Below are 15969 nucleotides of genomic sequence, written 5' to 3' on the forward strand. Positions count from 1 at the left end.
TCGTTGCGTGGGGTCGCTTGTGGCGGAAAGTATTCTGCAAGATGCTCGCCAATCGCGGTAATGCCGTGTGTAACACCCTGTTCAAACTGCCCACTTCTAAACATTCCTTCCATCTGCTGGCAGATATGCTGCCAGCCCTGCGGTTGCACATGCTTGTGTATGCCCCGGTCAGCGATAATCTCTACATCTTTGTCCGCCAGCATCAGGTAAATCAGTACGCCGTTGTTCTGTTCAGTATCCCAGATATTCAGTTGCCCGAACAGTTGTATCGCCCGTTGCCGCGGCGACACGCCCTGCATAATGGAAGAAAGCGGCAGACCGGATTCAATAACGACACGGATTTCACCGGCATGCTGATGCTCATTCGCTGCGATTGCGTGTTCGATATGTTGCAAAGCAGCCTCAGAGAAATGGCGCTTGACCTGCCATGGGTGGCTGGTGAGATGCCGAAAAAAACGCCTGAAAGGGTGTACCGGTTTCATTACCAATCTCCTGACGCGCCACCGCCACCAAAACCGCCACCGCCGCCGCTGAATATATCGCGGCCAACACCTCCGCCGCCAAAGCCGCCGGGAAATCCACCTATCGGCAAACCACCCTGACCGCCACCCATGGCCAGGGTGAAGATAAATGCGGCAAGGCCGACCAGCCCCATGACCAAAAGCGTTGCGCCGAGGAAACCAGCAAGTACTGCAAGGGCGCCGCCAGTCAGGGCACTACCAAAAAACGAGCCAAGCATACCGCGCAAAATAGCGCCGAGGAAGATGGCAGCAAACATCAGGATAGGCAGCCAGTGCATCAAGCCCTGTTGACCTGACGCCGTTTGACCTTTGGCAGGTGCCGGTAATTGTTCGCCCTGGATCAGTTTAATCAAGCTATCAGTCGCCACATGCAGGCCCTGATAAAATTGGCCTTGCTTGAATGCGGGGCTGAGCTGTTCAGAAACAATACGCTTGGCGACCGCATCAGGGATAGCGCCTTCAAGACCATAACCGACTTCAATCCGCATTTTACGGTCTTGTTTGGCCACGATCACGATGACACCATCATCCTGCTTTTCGCGGCCAATTTTCCACGTATCAGCCAAACGGATGCCGAACTGGGCAATATCTTCAGGTTGCGTAGTAGGCAATATCAGGACGGCGATTTGTGAACCGGTCTGCTGCGAAAACTGTGACAGTTTTTCGTTGAGGGCCGTCTGCTCTTCCGCCGACAGCGTCCGTGTCAAATCAGTGACGGCATTGCTTAACGGCGGAATATCGACCAGACCATTGGCGGCGAGTGCGCTCGTACCAGTCATCAACAGGCTGCAAACCAGCAGCGCACGCAACCACACCGACAACATCAACTTCAAAGCCATCAACAATTATTTATCGCCAAAATCTACTTTTGGTGCAGATGAAATCGCTTTTTCATTCTCTACAGTGAACGATGGTTTTGGCTGGTAGCCGAACATCATGGCAGTCAGGTTATTGGGGAAACTACGCACCGTCACATTGTATTGCTTCACCGCCTCAATATAACGGTTACGCGCCACAGTCACACGATTTTCGGTGCCTTCCAGTTGTGCCTGCAAATCACGGAAGCTGGCATCGGCTTTCAGGTCAGGGTAGTTTTCAGACACCACCATCAGGCGCGACAAGGCACTGGTTAACTGACCTTGTGCAGCCTGGAATTTAGCAAACGCTTCCGGGTCATTCAGCAATTCCGGCGTCACCTGCATGCTGCCTACTTTAGCGCGCGCTTCGGTCACTTCAGTCAATACTTTTTCTTCATGATTGGCGTAGCCCTTCACAGTGGAAACCAGGTTAGGCACCAGGTCAGCCCGGCGCTGGTATTGGTTTAAGACTTCAGACCAGCTTGCCTTCGTTTCTTCATCCAGTGATTGAAACTGGTTATAGCCACAACCAGACAGCATTAACACACTGGCTAACAACACAATCTTGAACATTTGACGCATCATGATTTTCCTCACTAATAGTTTTGATTATATGGGGGCCAGGTCGCCAGCTACAACTAGCCCGGTTTTATTTTTTTGCGAGATGATTGTCCTGACTTCTCAGCCAGCATTACTTTTCGGCCAATAGCAGACACAAATCATGCCAGACTTCTTTTTTCAACAAAGGATGAGCTAGCATGGCATCCGGATGATGTGTAATGACGTAGTGCATCTCGGCGTGCGTGAATAACTGGCCACGTATAGAAGCCAGATCACCGTGATTGGTTCCCAAAAATGTATTGGCGGCTTCCAGGCCAAACAAAATAGCAAACCGGCTTTGTACTTGCGCGAGTTTTACAGGCTGGTGAGAAACGTGTGACTCCTCAGGCGCCAGTTTCAAGGCACGCACAATATTTTCCAGTAGCGCTTGCGCAGCAGGGTCATCCAATCGCGGGCACATTAAAACCCAGGGTGATTGAATCAGTGGCGCTGGCGTTGCCTCCAGTTGCGTGTTTTCAGATATCTCCACTACCGGAGCAGGCTCGCGCTCAGCCCTGAGTTCGGTTACCGGCTCCACATCTGCGGGATCAGACAATGCCAGAACGTTTTTTTCAATGGGCGTCTCTGTCGATCTTTCAGGTGCAGTCGTCAGGGCCATGGCTGGCAATGCGTTTTCCGCCGCTGGTGCGCGCAACCGCCAGACAGGCAACAACTCCAATTCCCGCAATATATCCTCACGCCCCAGACTCACAGCATGCTCCTGTTTTCAATATCTCTCGTCATACTAAGCCCTACAAGGCGACTCCCATCAGCACGGCATCTTCACGTCCTGATTTGGTCGGGTAATAATGACGACGAATGCCCATTTCACAAAAACCCATCGTTTCGTATAAAGCAATCGCTTTGGTATTGCTTTCACGTACTTCAAGAAACATATTTGCCGCAAGCCGATGCCTGGAAATTTCTATCATATGCCCAAGCAACGCTCTTCCCAGCCCTTGGCCCTGATGCGCCTGTGCCACACTGATATTCAACAGATGCGCCTCATCCAGCACCATCATGACGAGCGCATAGCCTATGATTTCACCGGACATTTCCATCACCCATGCACAATAGCCTGAATCCAGTGAATCCTTGAAATTACCGTAGGTCCACGGGTGGCTGTAAATAGTCGGTTCTATGCGGCAAACTGCGATCAGGTCTTCATAAGACATGACCCGGAACTGTGGCTGGTATTTAGGTAATGCGCTCATCCATCAACCCTACAATGTTTGCCCTTGCGCGCGCTCGGCAGCGGTTAATGCCACGCGGTTACGTATATAAAGTGGTGCCGCCTGTTGTGCTGACTGCGTGTCACCGACAATAAATCTGGGGGTTGCAATGATTAGCATGGCATTGGCAGTAGGCATGATTTCCGCGTGAACATGGCTGATCTGTTGAGTATATTGCGCTGAGAGTACTTCACCAAATACAGCCCAGCCTGAACCTGCCGCCAACCAGCCATCACCCGCAATCGCTGGCACCTCATGTGGCTTGCACACCACTGGCGGCGAAACTTCTAACCAGTCGTGCTGTTGTTTGATTAACGCGGCATGGTATACCTCACCCATCCGGGCATCCAGACACACCAGCACTTTTTCAGCCCCGGTTTCCAGCCAGGCTGCCTGTGCCACCGCCTGCACAGAGCTTACCCCAACCACAGGCAGGTTGGCACCAAACGCCAAGCCCTGGGTGACGCCTACAGCCACCCGCACGCCGGTAAATGCCCCAGGGCCGGTGCCATACACAATACCATCCAGTTCGGCCAGTTTTACCCTGGCCTCAGCCAGCAAGCGCTGGATTTCCGGCAGGATACGCTGTGAAGCAGCAGGCCCGGTTGCTTCATGGAATGCATGAATACCTTCCTCTGTTTGCACAGATAATGAAAGAAATTCGGTAGAGGATTCGATTGCAAGTAATCTCATGGTAGTCATTGTTGATCAAACACCATCAGCCATCATGGGTGGAATAAATCAATCTTTTTTAATAACTATGTTGCGCGGCCGGAAACTGACCGCATTTTACAGCTTGAACGTAGTTTATTATCGCTTTCTCGATGTCACCAGACTGACCCAGGAAATTTTGTGCAAACCTCGGGGCTTTGTAATCTTGAGCAAGCTTTTCTGCTGGTCCTGTATAAATCCCTAATAAATCCTGCAATACCAGCACCTGACCACTACAGCCAGGACCGGCGCCGATGCCTATGGTCGGCACAGGAATACTTTTAGTCACGCGGGTTGCGAGCGCGGCAGGGACCATTTCAAACAACACCATGCTAACGCCAGCATTGGTCATGGCTAAAGCATCATTTAATATTACCTGGCCAGCCTCTTCAGTTTTACCCTGGATTTTATAACCGCCGAGTTTTTCTACCGATTGCGGTGTGAACCCAAGGTGCGCACACACAGACACACCGTTTTCAACCAGGTAGCGGGCGGTTTCCACCATGTGACCACCACCTTCAATCTTGACGATATGCGCACCAGCCTCAATCAAGGCACGTGCATTTTGCAAGGCAACTGTGAGGTCGTGCTCGTAACTATCCACTGGCATATCACTCATGATCACGGCATTGGGCGCGCCCTTAGCCACAATACTGGTGTGATACAGCATGTCCTGCATGGTGACGCCCAGGGTGCTGTCACCACCTTGTATGACCATGCCTAATGAATCACCGACCAGCAGCATGTCCACGCCGGCCAAATGCATCAGCTTGGCAAAAGTGGCGTCATAGCAAGTGAGCATGGCAATTTTTTCGCCGGCGTTTGCACGTGATAATAAAGCGTTTAGCATAGTCGGCTGGTACTTTTAAGATACATATAGGGTTAAACTCAAGAAGCAAAGCTTGCAAGACCAACTAAGTGTGACGGCGCAGGCTAGCTCACGAGAGATATCAAACGTTGTGGCCGGAATCCATGTTGATGTAATGCATGATGATTCTCTGCACTTATTTCGATAGACCATGCAACGCGGGAGTTTGCCCGCAAATACATTTAATTAAAAATTAGGATTAAAGTATTCGCGGCTGCTCTTGATCTGATTAATGCGCTCGATCAGCAGATCAAATGCTTCCGGGTCTTTAATAATATTGAGCTTTTCGTTGTTTACAATCAGCAATGGTGAGGCGTCATATGTGTGGAAAAACTCGCTGTAGGCTTCGGCCAGGCGCGCAATATACTCACGCGGCATATCCTGCTCATAACTGATATTGCGCTCTTCGATCCGGTCCACCAGCGCATCTATCGGCGTTTGCAAATATACCACCAGATCAGGCTTTGGGGCTTTAAGCTGCAGGTGATGGTAAATCTGGTGATACAAAGAATATTCTTCATCATCCAGGTTCAGGCGCGCAAACAGCGGGTCTTTTTCCAGGAAAAAATCTGACACCGTGGGCTGGCCAAACATATCCCGTTGCGCCATGTCTTCAATCTGGCGTGAACGCTGGAACAGGAAAAACAGCTGTGTCGGCAAGGCATAACGCTGGGCATCCTGATAGAAACGGGTCAGGAAAGGGTTAGATTCAGCTTTTTCTGATAGCAACTCTACCGAAAACTTATCTGCCAACATGCGTGCCAGCGTGGTTTTGCCACTGCCGATCGGGCCTTCGATTACAACATAAGGAAAACGGGTAAACATTGTTATTGCTCGTTCAGTCACAGGTCCAGTTTTCGCACATCATCATGCGGGAATTCTGTTGCCCATTCTACAACAGTCTGCCCTTGTGGCAGTACAAAGTCAGGCACAATTTCAGCCAGCGGCAAAATGACGAAGCCGCGTTCATGCATGCGCGGATGTGGCAATGTGAGATGTGAGGTGTGCATGCGCATACTGGCATAATCAAGCAGATCGAGGTCCAGAATCCGCGGCGCATTGGGAAAAGGCCGCTCGCGCCCGAATGCTTGTTCAATCTTCAGCAATAATTCCATCAATTCTGGCGCAGGGATGTCGGTAGCCACCTGAACAACTGCATTGATAAAGTCAGGCTGGTTGTCGTAGCCTATTGGCGCAGTAGCATACAGGCTGGAAGCTTTCACTAAGCTCAAACCTGGCGTTTGTGATAACACCTGAATGGCGTTGGCTACCTGCACCTGTGGCTGCTGCAAATTACTGCCGAGCGCAATCAAGGCCAGGGCCATTACGCCGACTCACCATTCGTAGCTGCCGGTTTTTTCTTGCGTGGACGGCGACGGCGTTTTTGCAAACCGCTTTCAGGTAACAGCATATTGGTACGTTCTTCGGTGCCGGCGTCGGCAAATCTTGTCCACCATTCACCAAGCTCTTCAGGCAACTCGCCAGACGCGCAGCGCAATAACAAGAAGTCATAGCCTGCCCGATATTTCGGGTTGGTCAGCAAGGCATATGGTCGTTTGCCGGAGCGCTGTTCAAAGCGTGGCTGCATGGCCCAGATTTCTTTCATGGTGGCTGTGTAGCGATTATGGATCGCCATTTTCTCGCCCTGTTTATCAATGATTTCGTTCATTGCCAGGTGCAACGCCGGAATCAAAGGCTCGCCACGCTTCTGGTTTTCCAGCCAGGCTTGCAACACTTCATGCCAAAGCAAGGTCGCAAACAAGAAACTCGGATTTGAAGACTTGCCTGCCAGAATGCGATCATCGGTATTTTTCAGGGCCAGCATGACGAATTTTTCGCCTAGCGGCTGTTCCAGCACCACATCCAGCAAAGGCAACAATCCATGATGTAAATGCTGCGCGCGTAAGGCACTGATACTTTCGATCGCATGCCCTGATAAAAACAATTTAAGCATTTCATCAAACAGGCGGCTGGGTGGCACATCTTCCAGCAAGTCTGCCAGTTTACGAATCGGAGCTTCGGTAGTCTGCTCGAGTGTTAAACCAAGTTTGGCCGAGAGACGCACGGCGCGCAGCATACGCACCGGATCTTCCTGGTATCGCTTGACCGGGTCACCGATAATGCGCAAGGTTTTGGCACGGATATCCGCCACGCCATTGTGGAAGTCCAGCACTTCCTGGCGTTTGGGATCGTAATAAAGCGCATTGGCGGTGAAGTCACGCCTGACTGAGTCTTCTTCAATCGAGCCAAAAATATTGTCCCGGATAATACGGCCACTGTCGTTGGTCTCGCCATCACCTTCGCTTTGGTGGTGACCACGGAAAGTAGATACTTCTATCGTTTCCTGCCCCCACAACACATGCACCAGGCGGAAACGACGGCCAATAATACGCGAACGCCGGAATGCTTTGTTTACCTGTTCCGGCGTCGCATTGGTAGCGATATCAAAGTCCTTGGGCGGATGGTTCAATAATAAGTCGCGCACAGCGCCACCAACGATATAGGCCTCAAACCCGGCTTTTTGCAGGCCGTCGCAGGTCTTCAGGGCAGCCTGGCTAATCAGCTTGGGATTGATCTTGTGTTTGCTAGCCGAAATCACCTGCACCGTAGATGATTTACCTTTTTTTGAAGTTTGGCCAGGCTCGGAGGTTTGACCTGGTTGCTGACCGCGTTTGCCAAATACTTTTTGCAGAAATTGTTTAATCATTACTCAGTGAACATCAGCGCATCATGCGCATTAAAGTTTATGTTGGTTATTCCAAAGCACATCCGGAACACCGGCATGCCGATTCAAGGTACGACATAATACAAATAACAGGTCTGACAAGCGATTCAGGTATTGCAGATTGACGGCAGTAACCGGAGATTGCGCATGCAAGGCATGCAACACGCGCTCGGCACGGCGGCACACAGTACGCGCCAGATGACACACCGCCGAAGCCCGGCTGCCGCCGGGTAATATAAATTCTTTCAACGGACTCAGCTCGGCATTCCAACCATCCAGGACTTGCTCAAGGATAGCAACGCGCCCCGCCTGCATAAAGGTATGCCCAGGCATGCTGAGCTCGCCACCCATATCAAACAAATCATGCTGGATAGCTTCCAGCTGCTCGCGCACATCGGCGTGCAACTCTTCGATCAGCAACATTCCCAGTACAGCATTCAGCTCATCGACTTCGCCCATCGCCTGCACGCGCAAGTCGAACTTGGTAACCCGCGAACCATCGCCAAGGCCAGTGGTGCCACTGTCCCCGGTACGTGTGTAAATCTTGCTCAGCCGATTTGCCATTCCTGAAACCTGACTAAAATCCTATATAATCCGCTCATTATAAATCAACCCGTGCCATTTCGATGTGCCCAGCGATTGCAGGCAGTGCCCCGGTTGGCGTGATGGATTCAGGTGTGGGCGGACTCACCGTCCTCAAGCACCTTACGCGCCAGCTTCCACACGAGCATTTCATCTATTTTGCCGATAGTGCCTATGCACCATATGGCAATCAATCTGCGGTAAAAATCCAGCAACGGTGTTTTACCCTTGCGGACATCTTGGTTGCCCAAGGTGCCAAAGCGCTGGTAGTCGCCTGTAATACCGCCACCGCAGCGGCCATCAGCCCGCTGCGTGAGCATTTTCCTTTACCGATTATCGGCATGGAACCTGCAGTTAAACCCGCGGCAGCCGCCAGCAAAAACAATGTCATCGGCGTACTCGCCACTACCGGCACTTTGCAAAGCGCCCAATTTGCGGCGTTGCTGGAGCATTATGGGAACGGTGTGCAAGTCGTGACGCAAGCGTGCGTAGGCCTGGTGGAACGCATAGAACAAGGCTTACTGGACCATCCGGAAACCATTGGCCTGCTGCAAACTTATTGCCAGCCCTTGATAGCTGCCGGGGCCGACACCATCGTACTGGGCTGCACGCACTACCCATTTGTGCGTCACCATATTCAACAGATCGTAGGGCCGGGTGTGACATTGATTGATACCGGGTCTGCGGTTGCCAAGCGTTTACAGCAGGTGTTGGCAGAAAAAGGCTTGCTGAACAATGCCAATGATCAAAACCAACTGCAATTTTTAACCAGTGGTGCAGAAGAGACACAAGGCATCATGCGGCAACTTTGGAAAACACTTTAATCTATATAACAAAACCCACGCAATGCGTGGGTTTTGCTTTAAATAATGGTTTAATGATGGTGCACTTGGGTGCCAGGCTTGAGCTTGAATCTGGTGCCGCAATAAGGGCAGGCAACTTCCCCGGTTTTAGCCACATCCAGAAATACGCGTGGATGTGAGGCCCACAAAGCGACTTCCTTGGTCGGGCAATGCAGTGGCAAGTCGTTACCATCTACTTCAAACTCTTTTACATCAGACATTCAGCTTCTCCCGCACACAGCCATTAGTGACTTGAAACCTTTATTAACTTAAACCAAAGTCAGCCAATGTTCATATTTGGCATTTTTACCTTTAACCACATCGAAATACAGGCTTTGCAGTTTTTCAGTGATCGGGCCACGCGTGCCTTCACCAATCGCGCGGTTATCAAGTTCGCGGATAGGCGTCACTTCAGCGGCCGTACCGGTAAAGAAGGCTTCATCAGCACTGTAAACCTCATCGCGGGTAATACGCTTTTCAATTACTTCCAGGCCAAGCTCCTCTTTGGCCAACGTGACAATCGTGTCGCGGGTGATGCCTTCCAGCGCTGAAGTTAAATCCGGTGTATACAGCTTGCCGTTACGGATAATGAAAATATTCTCGCCGGAACCTTCAGCCACGAAACCATCCACGTCCAGCAACAACGCTTCCTGGTAACCATCTTGTGCAGCTTCCTGATGTGCCAGGATGCTGTTCATGTAGTTGCCGTTCGCTTTAGCCTTACACATGGTGATATTCACGTGGTGACGTGCAAAAGAAGAAGTCTTCACGCGGATACCTTTGGTAATCGCTTCTTCCCCCATATACGCGCCCCAGCTCCAGGCACCAACAATGACGTGTGTCGATAACGTTTTGGCTGAGATACCCATCGCTTCTGCACCGTAAAACGCCATCGGGCGCATGTAGGCAGATTCGAGGTTGTTTTCACGCACAGCAGCTCTTTGTGCCTCGATCATGGTCGCTTTATCAAACGGCATTTTCATACCCAGGATATGCGCACTGCGGAACAAACGGTCAGTGTGTTCTTTCAAACGGAAAATAGCGGTGCCTTTATCAGTTTTGTACGCACGCACACCTTCAAATACGCCCATGCCGTAATGCAAGGTGTGGGTTAATACATGGGTAGTGGCATCACGCCAGTTGACCATTTTGCCGTCATACCAGATAACGCCGTCACGGTCTGCCATCGAACTTGGTATTGCCATTTAAACTCGCCTTTAATCCGTCAATCGTCAAAAACTAGTATTGTAAACCAATCTGCACGCTTTTCGCCTATGCTAGAATCCATTTCAATGATGATTTACAAGGATTTTTGCATGCGCACTCGTTTCACGTGGCTTTGGTTAATCGCAGCATTAGTGACCAGTCTGCTGTCAGGTTGCCAACCTGACAAAACCTCCAGCTTTATCGGCACTGACCTCACCGGTACGCAGTTTGGTAAACCGTTGAGCCTGACTGACCACACTGGCAAGCTACGTAGTATCGATGACTTCAAAGGCAAGGTAGTCGTGCTGTTTTTTGGCTATACCCACTGTCCCGATGTCTGCCCGACCACCATGAGCGACCTCAAGCAAACCATGAAACTACTGGGTGACAAGGCGAATGATGTACAGGTGTTATTTGTTACTGTAGACCCCGAGCGCGATACGCAGGAAGTACTTGCGCAATTTGTACCAGGGTTTGATGCACGCTTTATTGGCCTGCGCGGCACACCTGCTGAAGTCGCTGCTAACCTGGCAGAATATAAAGTCTATGCCGCTAAAGTGAGTGAGGCAGGCGAGGACGGCTACACCGTGGACCATAGTGCCGGGTTATATGTATTTGATAAAACAGGCGCACCGCGCATTTACCTGGGCTATGGTGAAAAACCGGCCAATATCGCGCATGACTTGCAGCTGCTAATCTAGTTTTTAGCAGCCTTTAATTCTGCCTGAGAAATACTGGATCAAGAACGATTTTCATTTATATTAGTGTTTAAAAACTCATTTTAAATCAATAAGTTACATTGTATTTTTTATTGCATACTTTCCATTTTCCTGTATCATGCACTTCATTGAAAATGCATACAGGAGCCGATGATGAAAGGCGATAAAAAAATTGTAGATATTCTGAATGATTTGCTGGCTGGCGAATTAACCGCTACCGACCAGTATCTGATTCACGGTGAAATGTATGCCGACATGGGCCTGGGAGTAATTTCCCAACGCATCCTCCACGAGTCCCTGCATGAACGTGAACATGCCCGCGCATTAATTCAACGCATCCTGTTCCTTGAAGGTACTCCCAATCTTACCAAGCGCGATCCTATCCATATTGGCAAAGATGTGAAGTCCATGCTCGAATCTGACCTTGACCTGGAATATGCCGTAGTCAAGCACCTGAAAAAAGCCATGGATGCTTGTGAGCAAGCGCAAGACTTTGTCACTAAAGAAATGTTGCTGGTGCAACTGGAAGACACAGAGATGGACCACGCCTATTGGCTTGAAAAACAATTAAGCCTGATCAAACTGATCGGTATTGAAAACTACTGCCAAAGCCAGATGGGCGACGGCCCTGCTGTTGCAGTTTAAGGAGCCGGTATGAAAGGCGAAAAACAGATTATCAGCACTTTGAACAAAGTGCTTAAAAACCAGCTGACCTCTATCAACCAGTATTTTCTGCATGCGCGTATGTTCAGGAAATGGGGCCTGGAAAGATTAAACGACTACCAGTACAAACAATCCATCCGCGTCATGAAAGAAGCGGATGAAGTGATTGAACGCATCCTGTTTCTGGATGGCCTGCCCAACCTGCAAAATCTCGGTAAACTGCTGATTGGTGAAGAGGTTGTGGAATGCCTGCAAGGCGACCTGAGTTTTGAAAAAGATGTACAGCGCCCGCAGTTGATTGAAGCGATCGCTGAAGCTGAAAAATTACAGGATTACGTTACACGTGATTTGCTGACTGAGTTGCTGGAAGCCTGTGAAGAAGCCATTGACTGGCTGGAAACTCAGCAGCGACTGATTACAGACGTCACATTGCCGAACTACCTGCAAACACAGATAGAAACTGACTAGCCATACGTTGTTTTTACAATCTTTGAATTAAGCCGCTTTTGCGGCTTTTTTCACGCCTTGCCGGAACCAAACTGGGCTTGACAGAATCTCAATAAATGATAATAATTATCATTAGTAACCTAATTTGAGACCATATGTACGTTTGCGTTTGTAATGCAGTGACCGAGCGCCAGGTTCATCAGGCAGTCAGGGACGGCGCCAAAACCGTTAAGCATTTGAAAGAGCAGCTAGGCGTAGGCGCCGACTGTGGAAAATGTGTCAGCTGTGCTAAAGCATGCCTGAAAGAAGCGCATGCGGAGCAGCATCCTGGCCTGGTCAAAAAATTGATTCAGTTAACGCCTGTACAACTGGGCGCAGCCTGACCACATCGGCACATCGTTTTTAACAAGGGGCTAAAAGCCCCTTTTTGCATTTACAGGCCTGATGCTTTGCAGCTTGCGGATTGCCACTTACAATCCTCGCTTATCTGTTTTCACTTTCACTATGTCAGACTCCCCTCCAGCCACCTTAGACTGGCGTATCTTACTGTTACTCTTATTGCCGCCTTTGCTGTGGGCAGGTAACTTTATTGCCGGACGCGCCATCAACGCGGAAGTGCCACCGGTCACTTTGTCGTTCATTCGCTGGAGCATCGCTTTAGTGTGCCTGCTCCCTTTTGCCCTGCGGCCATTTCTGCGAGACCGTGTCCATTACCAGGCCTATCGCTGGCATATTTTCGGCACGGCCTTTACCGGCGTCGCGGCCTTTAATTTACTGGTGTATTGGGGCTTGCATACCACCAGCGCCACCAATGGCATCATCCTCAACTCGTTCATTCCATTCCTGGTTGCGATCTTCGGTTTTCTGTTTTACCGGAAAACATTGCCAGCCAGCCAATTCATCGGCTTACTGGTTTCGCTGACAGGCGTATTGATTGTCGTCTCACATGGTGACTTGCAAATACTGCTAACGCTAGCCTTTGCAGAAGGCGATGTGATTATCTTCCTGGCGATGATGTTCTGGGCCTTGTATACACTTTGGCTGAAAGACATTCCGGCATCCATCAACCGCACCGGGTTGATGTTATGCCAGGTGATGATTGCCTTAACTCTCCTGTTACCGCTTTGCCTGTGGGAACTGCAGACCACATCCATACACCTGCAAAATCCGCAAACGTTGTGGATACTGGTCTATATCGGCATTTTCCCGTCTGTGATAGCCCTGCTGGCATATTCAAAAGCGGTGACGCTGGTTGGATCGGTACGTGCCAGTGTATTTATCCATGCCATGCCAATTTTTGGTTCGGTGCTTTCCACGCTGCTGTTGCAAGAAGCTTTCCATCTGTATCAATTCCTGGGTATGCTCACCATTTTCACAGGTATCTGGCTTGCGAATAGAATAAACTAATCTAATCCGTCGTCAGGGACTTCTAAGTTATAACCGTTATGCCCAATTCCCAGACTAAAAGGAGAGTGTATATGGCAATAGAAATCAACCCGGAACTGGATTTAGTACTGGAAAAAGAAGTCGATGTATTACCGGAAGAAATTTGGCAGGCGTGGACGACACCGGAACATCTCAAACAATGGTTCTGTCCGCTGCCATGGAAAACGGTAGATTGTGAAATTGACCTCAAGCCCGGCGGCCTTTTCCGCACGGTCATGCAATCGCCAGAAGGCCAGCAGTTTCCCAACAGTGGCTGTTACCTTGAAGTCATCCCCGGCAAGAAACTGACCTGGACCAATGCGCTGGAACCCGGATTCAGGCCAGCCAAAACGCCTGAACAGTCTCCCGGCCATGAATGCGCAGAATTCATGATGACGGCCAGTATCGTCCTGGAAGCGACCCCGAACGGCACGCGTTACACGGCTTACGCCTTGCATGCCGACGCAGCCTCTAAACAGCGGCATGAGGCGATGGGCTTTCAGGAAGGCTGGAGCGCGGTACTGGACCAGTTGGTGGCAGTCATCAAACAGTCGCGCTAGCGGTTTTAGTGCTCACCAAGTTTGATCAGGCCATGCGATGCAAAATGGCTGATAGTGCTTTCAGTTCTTTTTCCGCTTGCACATGATTGGGAAAAAGACTTGCCTGCACCGCATAAAATCTGGCTGAATGGTTCATCTCTTTCAGATGCGCCATCTCGTGGCAAATCACATATTGGATAATATGCGGCGGCGCTTGTATCAACCGCCAGTTCAAGCGGATTTGTTTACGGCTGTTACAGCTGCCCCAGCGTGAACGCGCATTCGAGAGCGCCACACCGCTCACTTTTTCACCCATTTGCGCAGCAATCAACTCTACCCGCCGTTTAAAATCGGGCAGCGCCTGCTGGGCAAACCACTGCAATACTTTACGGGCAACAAACGCTTGCTGATCTATCTGCGGCGACCGGACTAACAACTGGTTGCCCTGCAACGTGACGGCTTTATTGGTGGCATGATGTTGCAGGGACAAAACAATATCCTGTCCCATAAACATCAGCGGCTCGCCATCCAGCCACTGCATGGGGCTTACCTGATTATTTTCACGCAATGCGAGTTTCTGCTGGATCCAGCTCGCTTTTTGCAACAGTACTTGCTGTAACTGGCTGGCATTAATGCGTTTGGGCGCGTGCACTACCAGGCCTTGAGCAGTGATTTTAAGGCCTATGGTTCTGCGCACCCGCAGATCAAGCTGGTAAGCAATGGTTTGCCCGTCGGGCAGTTGCAGCACTTGTTCTATCATACTGCCGTGATCACAGGGATTGCATCTCGGTTTCTATCCAGTCTTCCACCAGTTTATTCACCGCATCCGGCTTCAGTCCAGTGGTATCAATCGGCTGGCCAATCACAACCTGGATGACGCCAGGATATTTAAGGATAGAACTCTTGCGCCAGAACCGGCCGGCATTATGCGCTACCGGAACGACAGTGCTGTTGCTATGCGAAGCCAGCCAGGCACCGCCGATATGGTATTTGCCGCGTGCGCCCGGTGCAGTGCGTGTGCCTTCAGGAAAGATGACTACCCACAAACCGCGTTTGAGACGGTTTTTGCCGTGATTGACCAGCTTTTTCAACGCTTCGCGGCCTGAACTGCGGTCAATCGGAATGGAACCAACCGCCCACAATGCCCAGCCCAGAAAGGGCAGCATCAGTAACTCTCTTTTAAGCACCCATACTTGCGGAGGGAAAATAGCTTGGAGAGCGATGGTTTCCCATGCCGATTGATGCTTGCAAAGAATGATAGAGGCTGTGTTGGGTATATGTTCACGGCCTTTGACTTCATAGCTTAAGTTACAAGTGATTTTCAACCACCATAACACGCAGTAGGCCCATCGACTCACCCAGCGTGAACGCGTGACCGCTGAGGGCATGGGGATCAATATAAGTGCAAGTATTGAAAAAGGAATGGTGAATGCAAACAGTCCGACATAAAACAACAGCGCCCGCACATACAACACGGCATTACCCATTATCTATCCCCTGCAATAATGTCTTGCACGGCAGCAGCCAAGTCAGCAACAACGATGGTATTTGCAGGCACCTCGGCCAGATTGTAGGTTTCTTCGCCTTTGCCTGTTCTCACCAGGTAGGGCTGGCAACCGGCATCGGCAAAGGCCTGCAAGTCACGCAGGGCATCACCTACGCCAGGCACTTTGCTAAGCTCAAGATTAAAGCGCAAGCCGATTTCTTCTATCATGCCAGTTTTTGGTTTACGGCAAGCGCAATTGTCGCCGGCAGCATGCGGACAGTAAAACACCGCATCTATCCTGCCACCTACTTGCGCGACGGCTTTATGCATTTTTTCGTGGATGGCATTCAGCGTGGCCATATCGAAATAGCCGCGTGCGATACCTGACTGATTGGTGGCGATAGCGACGCGATAGCCGCGCTGATTTAATAAGGCGATCGCTTCCAGACTACCGGGGATCGGAATCCACTCGTTGGGGTTTTTGATAAAGGTCGCACTGTCCTGGTTAATCACACCATCGCGATCAAGGATAACGAGTTTCATCTA

At 50.4% G+C, this 15969-nt stretch carries 23 protein-coding genes; 7 read left to right on the forward strand and 16 right to left on the reverse strand.

Translation table 11 applies throughout. From position 1 onward, the window contains the following. The 11 genes from VK958_RS05345 to VK958_RS05395 all read right to left on the reverse strand — a co-directional run. Positions 1–482 (reverse strand): TPM domain-containing protein (locus VK958_RS05345; RefSeq protein WP_325239621.1); only part of this gene is annotated, 482 nt, incomplete at its 3' end. Then, a complete protein-coding gene (locus tag VK958_RS05350; RefSeq protein WP_325239622.1) occupies positions 482–1360 on the reverse strand; it encodes a TPM domain-containing protein in 879 nt (292 codons plus the stop codon). The genes VK958_RS05345 and VK958_RS05350, both read right to left, overlap by 1 nt. Positions 1361–1366: 6 nt before the next feature. Next, positions 1367–1960: a LemA family protein gene (locus tag VK958_RS05355; RefSeq protein ID WP_325239720.1), complete on the reverse strand. Its 594-nt coding sequence runs from the start codon at positions 1958–1960 to the stop codon at positions 1367–1369. Positions 1961–2069: 109 nt separating this feature from the next. Then, positions 2070–2690: a uracil-DNA glycosylase family protein gene (locus VK958_RS05360; protein ID WP_325239623.1), complete on the reverse strand. Its 621-nt coding sequence runs from the start codon at positions 2688–2690 to the stop codon at positions 2070–2072. Positions 2691–2730: 40 nt separating this feature from the next. Beyond that, positions 2731–3192 (reverse strand): ribosomal protein S18-alanine N-acetyltransferase, encoded by a 462-nt coding sequence (gene rimI, locus VK958_RS05365; protein ID WP_325239625.1) that lies wholly within the window; start codon positions 3190–3192, stop codon positions 2731–2733. A 9-nt stretch (positions 3193–3201) separates the two neighbouring features. Next, complete coding sequence (gene tsaB / locus VK958_RS05370; protein WP_325239626.1) at positions 3202–3903, reverse strand: tRNA (adenosine(37)-N6)-threonylcarbamoyltransferase complex dimerization subunit type 1 TsaB; 702 nt, start codon at positions 3901–3903, stop codon at positions 3202–3204. Positions 3904–3961: 58 nt separating this feature from the next. Beyond that, a complete protein-coding gene (gene panB / locus VK958_RS05375) occupies positions 3962–4771 on the reverse strand; it encodes a 3-methyl-2-oxobutanoate hydroxymethyltransferase (protein WP_325239628.1) in 810 nt (269 codons plus the stop codon). A gap of 204 nt (positions 4772–4975) precedes the next feature. Next, entirely contained in the window at positions 4976–5614 is a 639-nt protein-coding gene (locus tag VK958_RS05380; protein WP_414683852.1) for a deoxynucleoside kinase, read from the reverse strand. A gap of 17 nt (positions 5615–5631) precedes the next feature. Beyond that, positions 5632–6114 (reverse strand): 2-amino-4-hydroxy-6-hydroxymethyldihydropteridine diphosphokinase, encoded by a 483-nt coding sequence (gene folK / locus VK958_RS05385; RefSeq protein ID WP_325239630.1) that lies wholly within the window; start codon positions 6112–6114, stop codon positions 5632–5634. Beyond that, a complete protein-coding gene (pcnB, locus tag VK958_RS05390) occupies positions 6114–7496 on the reverse strand; it encodes a polynucleotide adenylyltransferase PcnB (protein ID WP_325239632.1) in 1383 nt (460 codons plus the stop codon). The genes folK and pcnB overlap by 1 nt, the downstream gene beginning before the upstream one ends. 30 nt (positions 7497–7526) lie before the next feature. Continuing rightward, complete coding sequence (locus VK958_RS05395) at positions 7527–8078, reverse strand: cob(I)yrinic acid a,c-diamide adenosyltransferase (protein WP_325239633.1); 552 nt, start codon at positions 8076–8078, stop codon at positions 7527–7529. A 62-nt stretch (positions 8079–8140) separates the two neighbouring features. Here VK958_RS05395 and murI point away from each other — a divergent pair, with 62 nt between their 5' ends. Beyond that, a complete protein-coding gene (murI, locus tag VK958_RS05400) occupies positions 8141–8920 on the forward strand; it encodes a glutamate racemase (protein ID WP_325239634.1) in 780 nt (259 codons plus the stop codon). A gap of 50 nt (positions 8921–8970) precedes the next feature. Here the strand turns inward: murI and VK958_RS05405 are convergent, their stop codons facing one another. Then, on the reverse strand, positions 8971–9159 hold the full coding sequence (locus tag VK958_RS05405) for a zinc-finger domain-containing protein (RefSeq protein WP_325239635.1): 189 nt from the start codon (positions 9157–9159) through the stop codon (positions 8971–8973). 48 nt (positions 9160–9207) lie between these two features. Continuing rightward, positions 9208–10125 (reverse strand): branched-chain amino acid transaminase, encoded by a 918-nt coding sequence (locus VK958_RS05410; RefSeq protein WP_414683855.1) that lies wholly within the window; start codon positions 10123–10125, stop codon positions 9208–9210. A gap of 129 nt (positions 10126–10254) precedes the next feature. Between VK958_RS05410 and VK958_RS05415 the strand changes: the two genes are divergently transcribed. The 6 genes from VK958_RS05415 to VK958_RS05440 all read left to right on the forward strand — a co-directional run bounded on the left by VK958_RS05415 (position 10255) and on the right by VK958_RS05440 (position 13958). Beyond that, the gene (locus VK958_RS05415; RefSeq protein ID WP_325239638.1) at positions 10255–10845 is read left to right on the forward strand and encodes an SCO family protein; all 591 of its coding nucleotides are present in this window, start codon (positions 10255–10257) and stop codon (positions 10843–10845) included. A 171-nt stretch (positions 10846–11016) separates the two neighbouring features. Further along, positions 11017–11508 carry a bacterioferritin gene (gene bfr / locus VK958_RS05420; RefSeq protein ID WP_325239639.1) on the forward strand — a complete coding sequence of 164 codons (492 nt, stop codon included), beginning with the start codon at positions 11017–11019 and terminating at the stop codon, positions 11506–11508. 9 nt (positions 11509–11517) lie between these two features. Next, positions 11518–11994 (forward strand): bacterioferritin, encoded by a 477-nt coding sequence (bfr, locus tag VK958_RS05425; protein WP_325239641.1) that lies wholly within the window; start codon positions 11518–11520, stop codon positions 11992–11994. 134 nt (positions 11995–12128) lie between these two features. Continuing rightward, positions 12129–12356 (forward strand): (2Fe-2S)-binding protein, encoded by a 228-nt coding sequence (locus tag VK958_RS05430; RefSeq protein WP_055827890.1) that lies wholly within the window; start codon positions 12129–12131, stop codon positions 12354–12356. Positions 12357–12477: 121 nt separating this feature from the next. After that, positions 12478–13380, forward strand: a complete 903-nt coding sequence (locus VK958_RS05435; RefSeq protein WP_325239643.1) for a DMT family transporter — start codon at positions 12478–12480, stop codon at positions 13378–13380. Between the two features lie 71 nt (positions 13381–13451). Next, positions 13452–13958, forward strand: a complete 507-nt coding sequence (locus tag VK958_RS05440; protein ID WP_325239644.1) for an SRPBCC family protein — start codon at positions 13452–13454, stop codon at positions 13956–13958. A gap of 25 nt (positions 13959–13983) precedes the next feature. Here the strand turns inward: VK958_RS05440 and VK958_RS05445 are convergent, their stop codons facing one another. Genes VK958_RS05445 through gmhB form a run of 3 tightly spaced genes read right to left on the reverse strand, consistent with a single transcriptional unit; the run spans position 13984 to position 15966 of the window. Further along, the gene (locus tag VK958_RS05445; RefSeq protein ID WP_325239646.1) at positions 13984–14697 is read right to left on the reverse strand and encodes a M48 family metallopeptidase; all 714 of its coding nucleotides are present in this window, start codon (positions 14695–14697) and stop codon (positions 13984–13986) included. A 10-nt stretch (positions 14698–14707) separates the two neighbouring features. Further along, entirely contained in the window at positions 14708–15424 is a 717-nt protein-coding gene (locus VK958_RS05450; protein WP_325239647.1) for a lysophospholipid acyltransferase family protein, read from the reverse strand. Continuing rightward, positions 15424–15966: a D-glycero-beta-D-manno-heptose 1,7-bisphosphate 7-phosphatase gene (gene gmhB, locus VK958_RS05455; RefSeq protein WP_325239649.1), complete on the reverse strand. Its 543-nt coding sequence runs from the start codon at positions 15964–15966 to the stop codon at positions 15424–15426. The genes VK958_RS05450 and gmhB overlap by 1 nt, the downstream gene beginning before the upstream one ends. Positions 15967–15969 lie beyond the last annotated feature (3 nt).

Origin of the sequence: Methylophilus sp., from assembly GCF_035460085.1 — a bacterium.
Lineage (GTDB): Bacteria > Pseudomonadota > Gammaproteobacteria > Burkholderiales > Methylophilaceae > Methylophilus.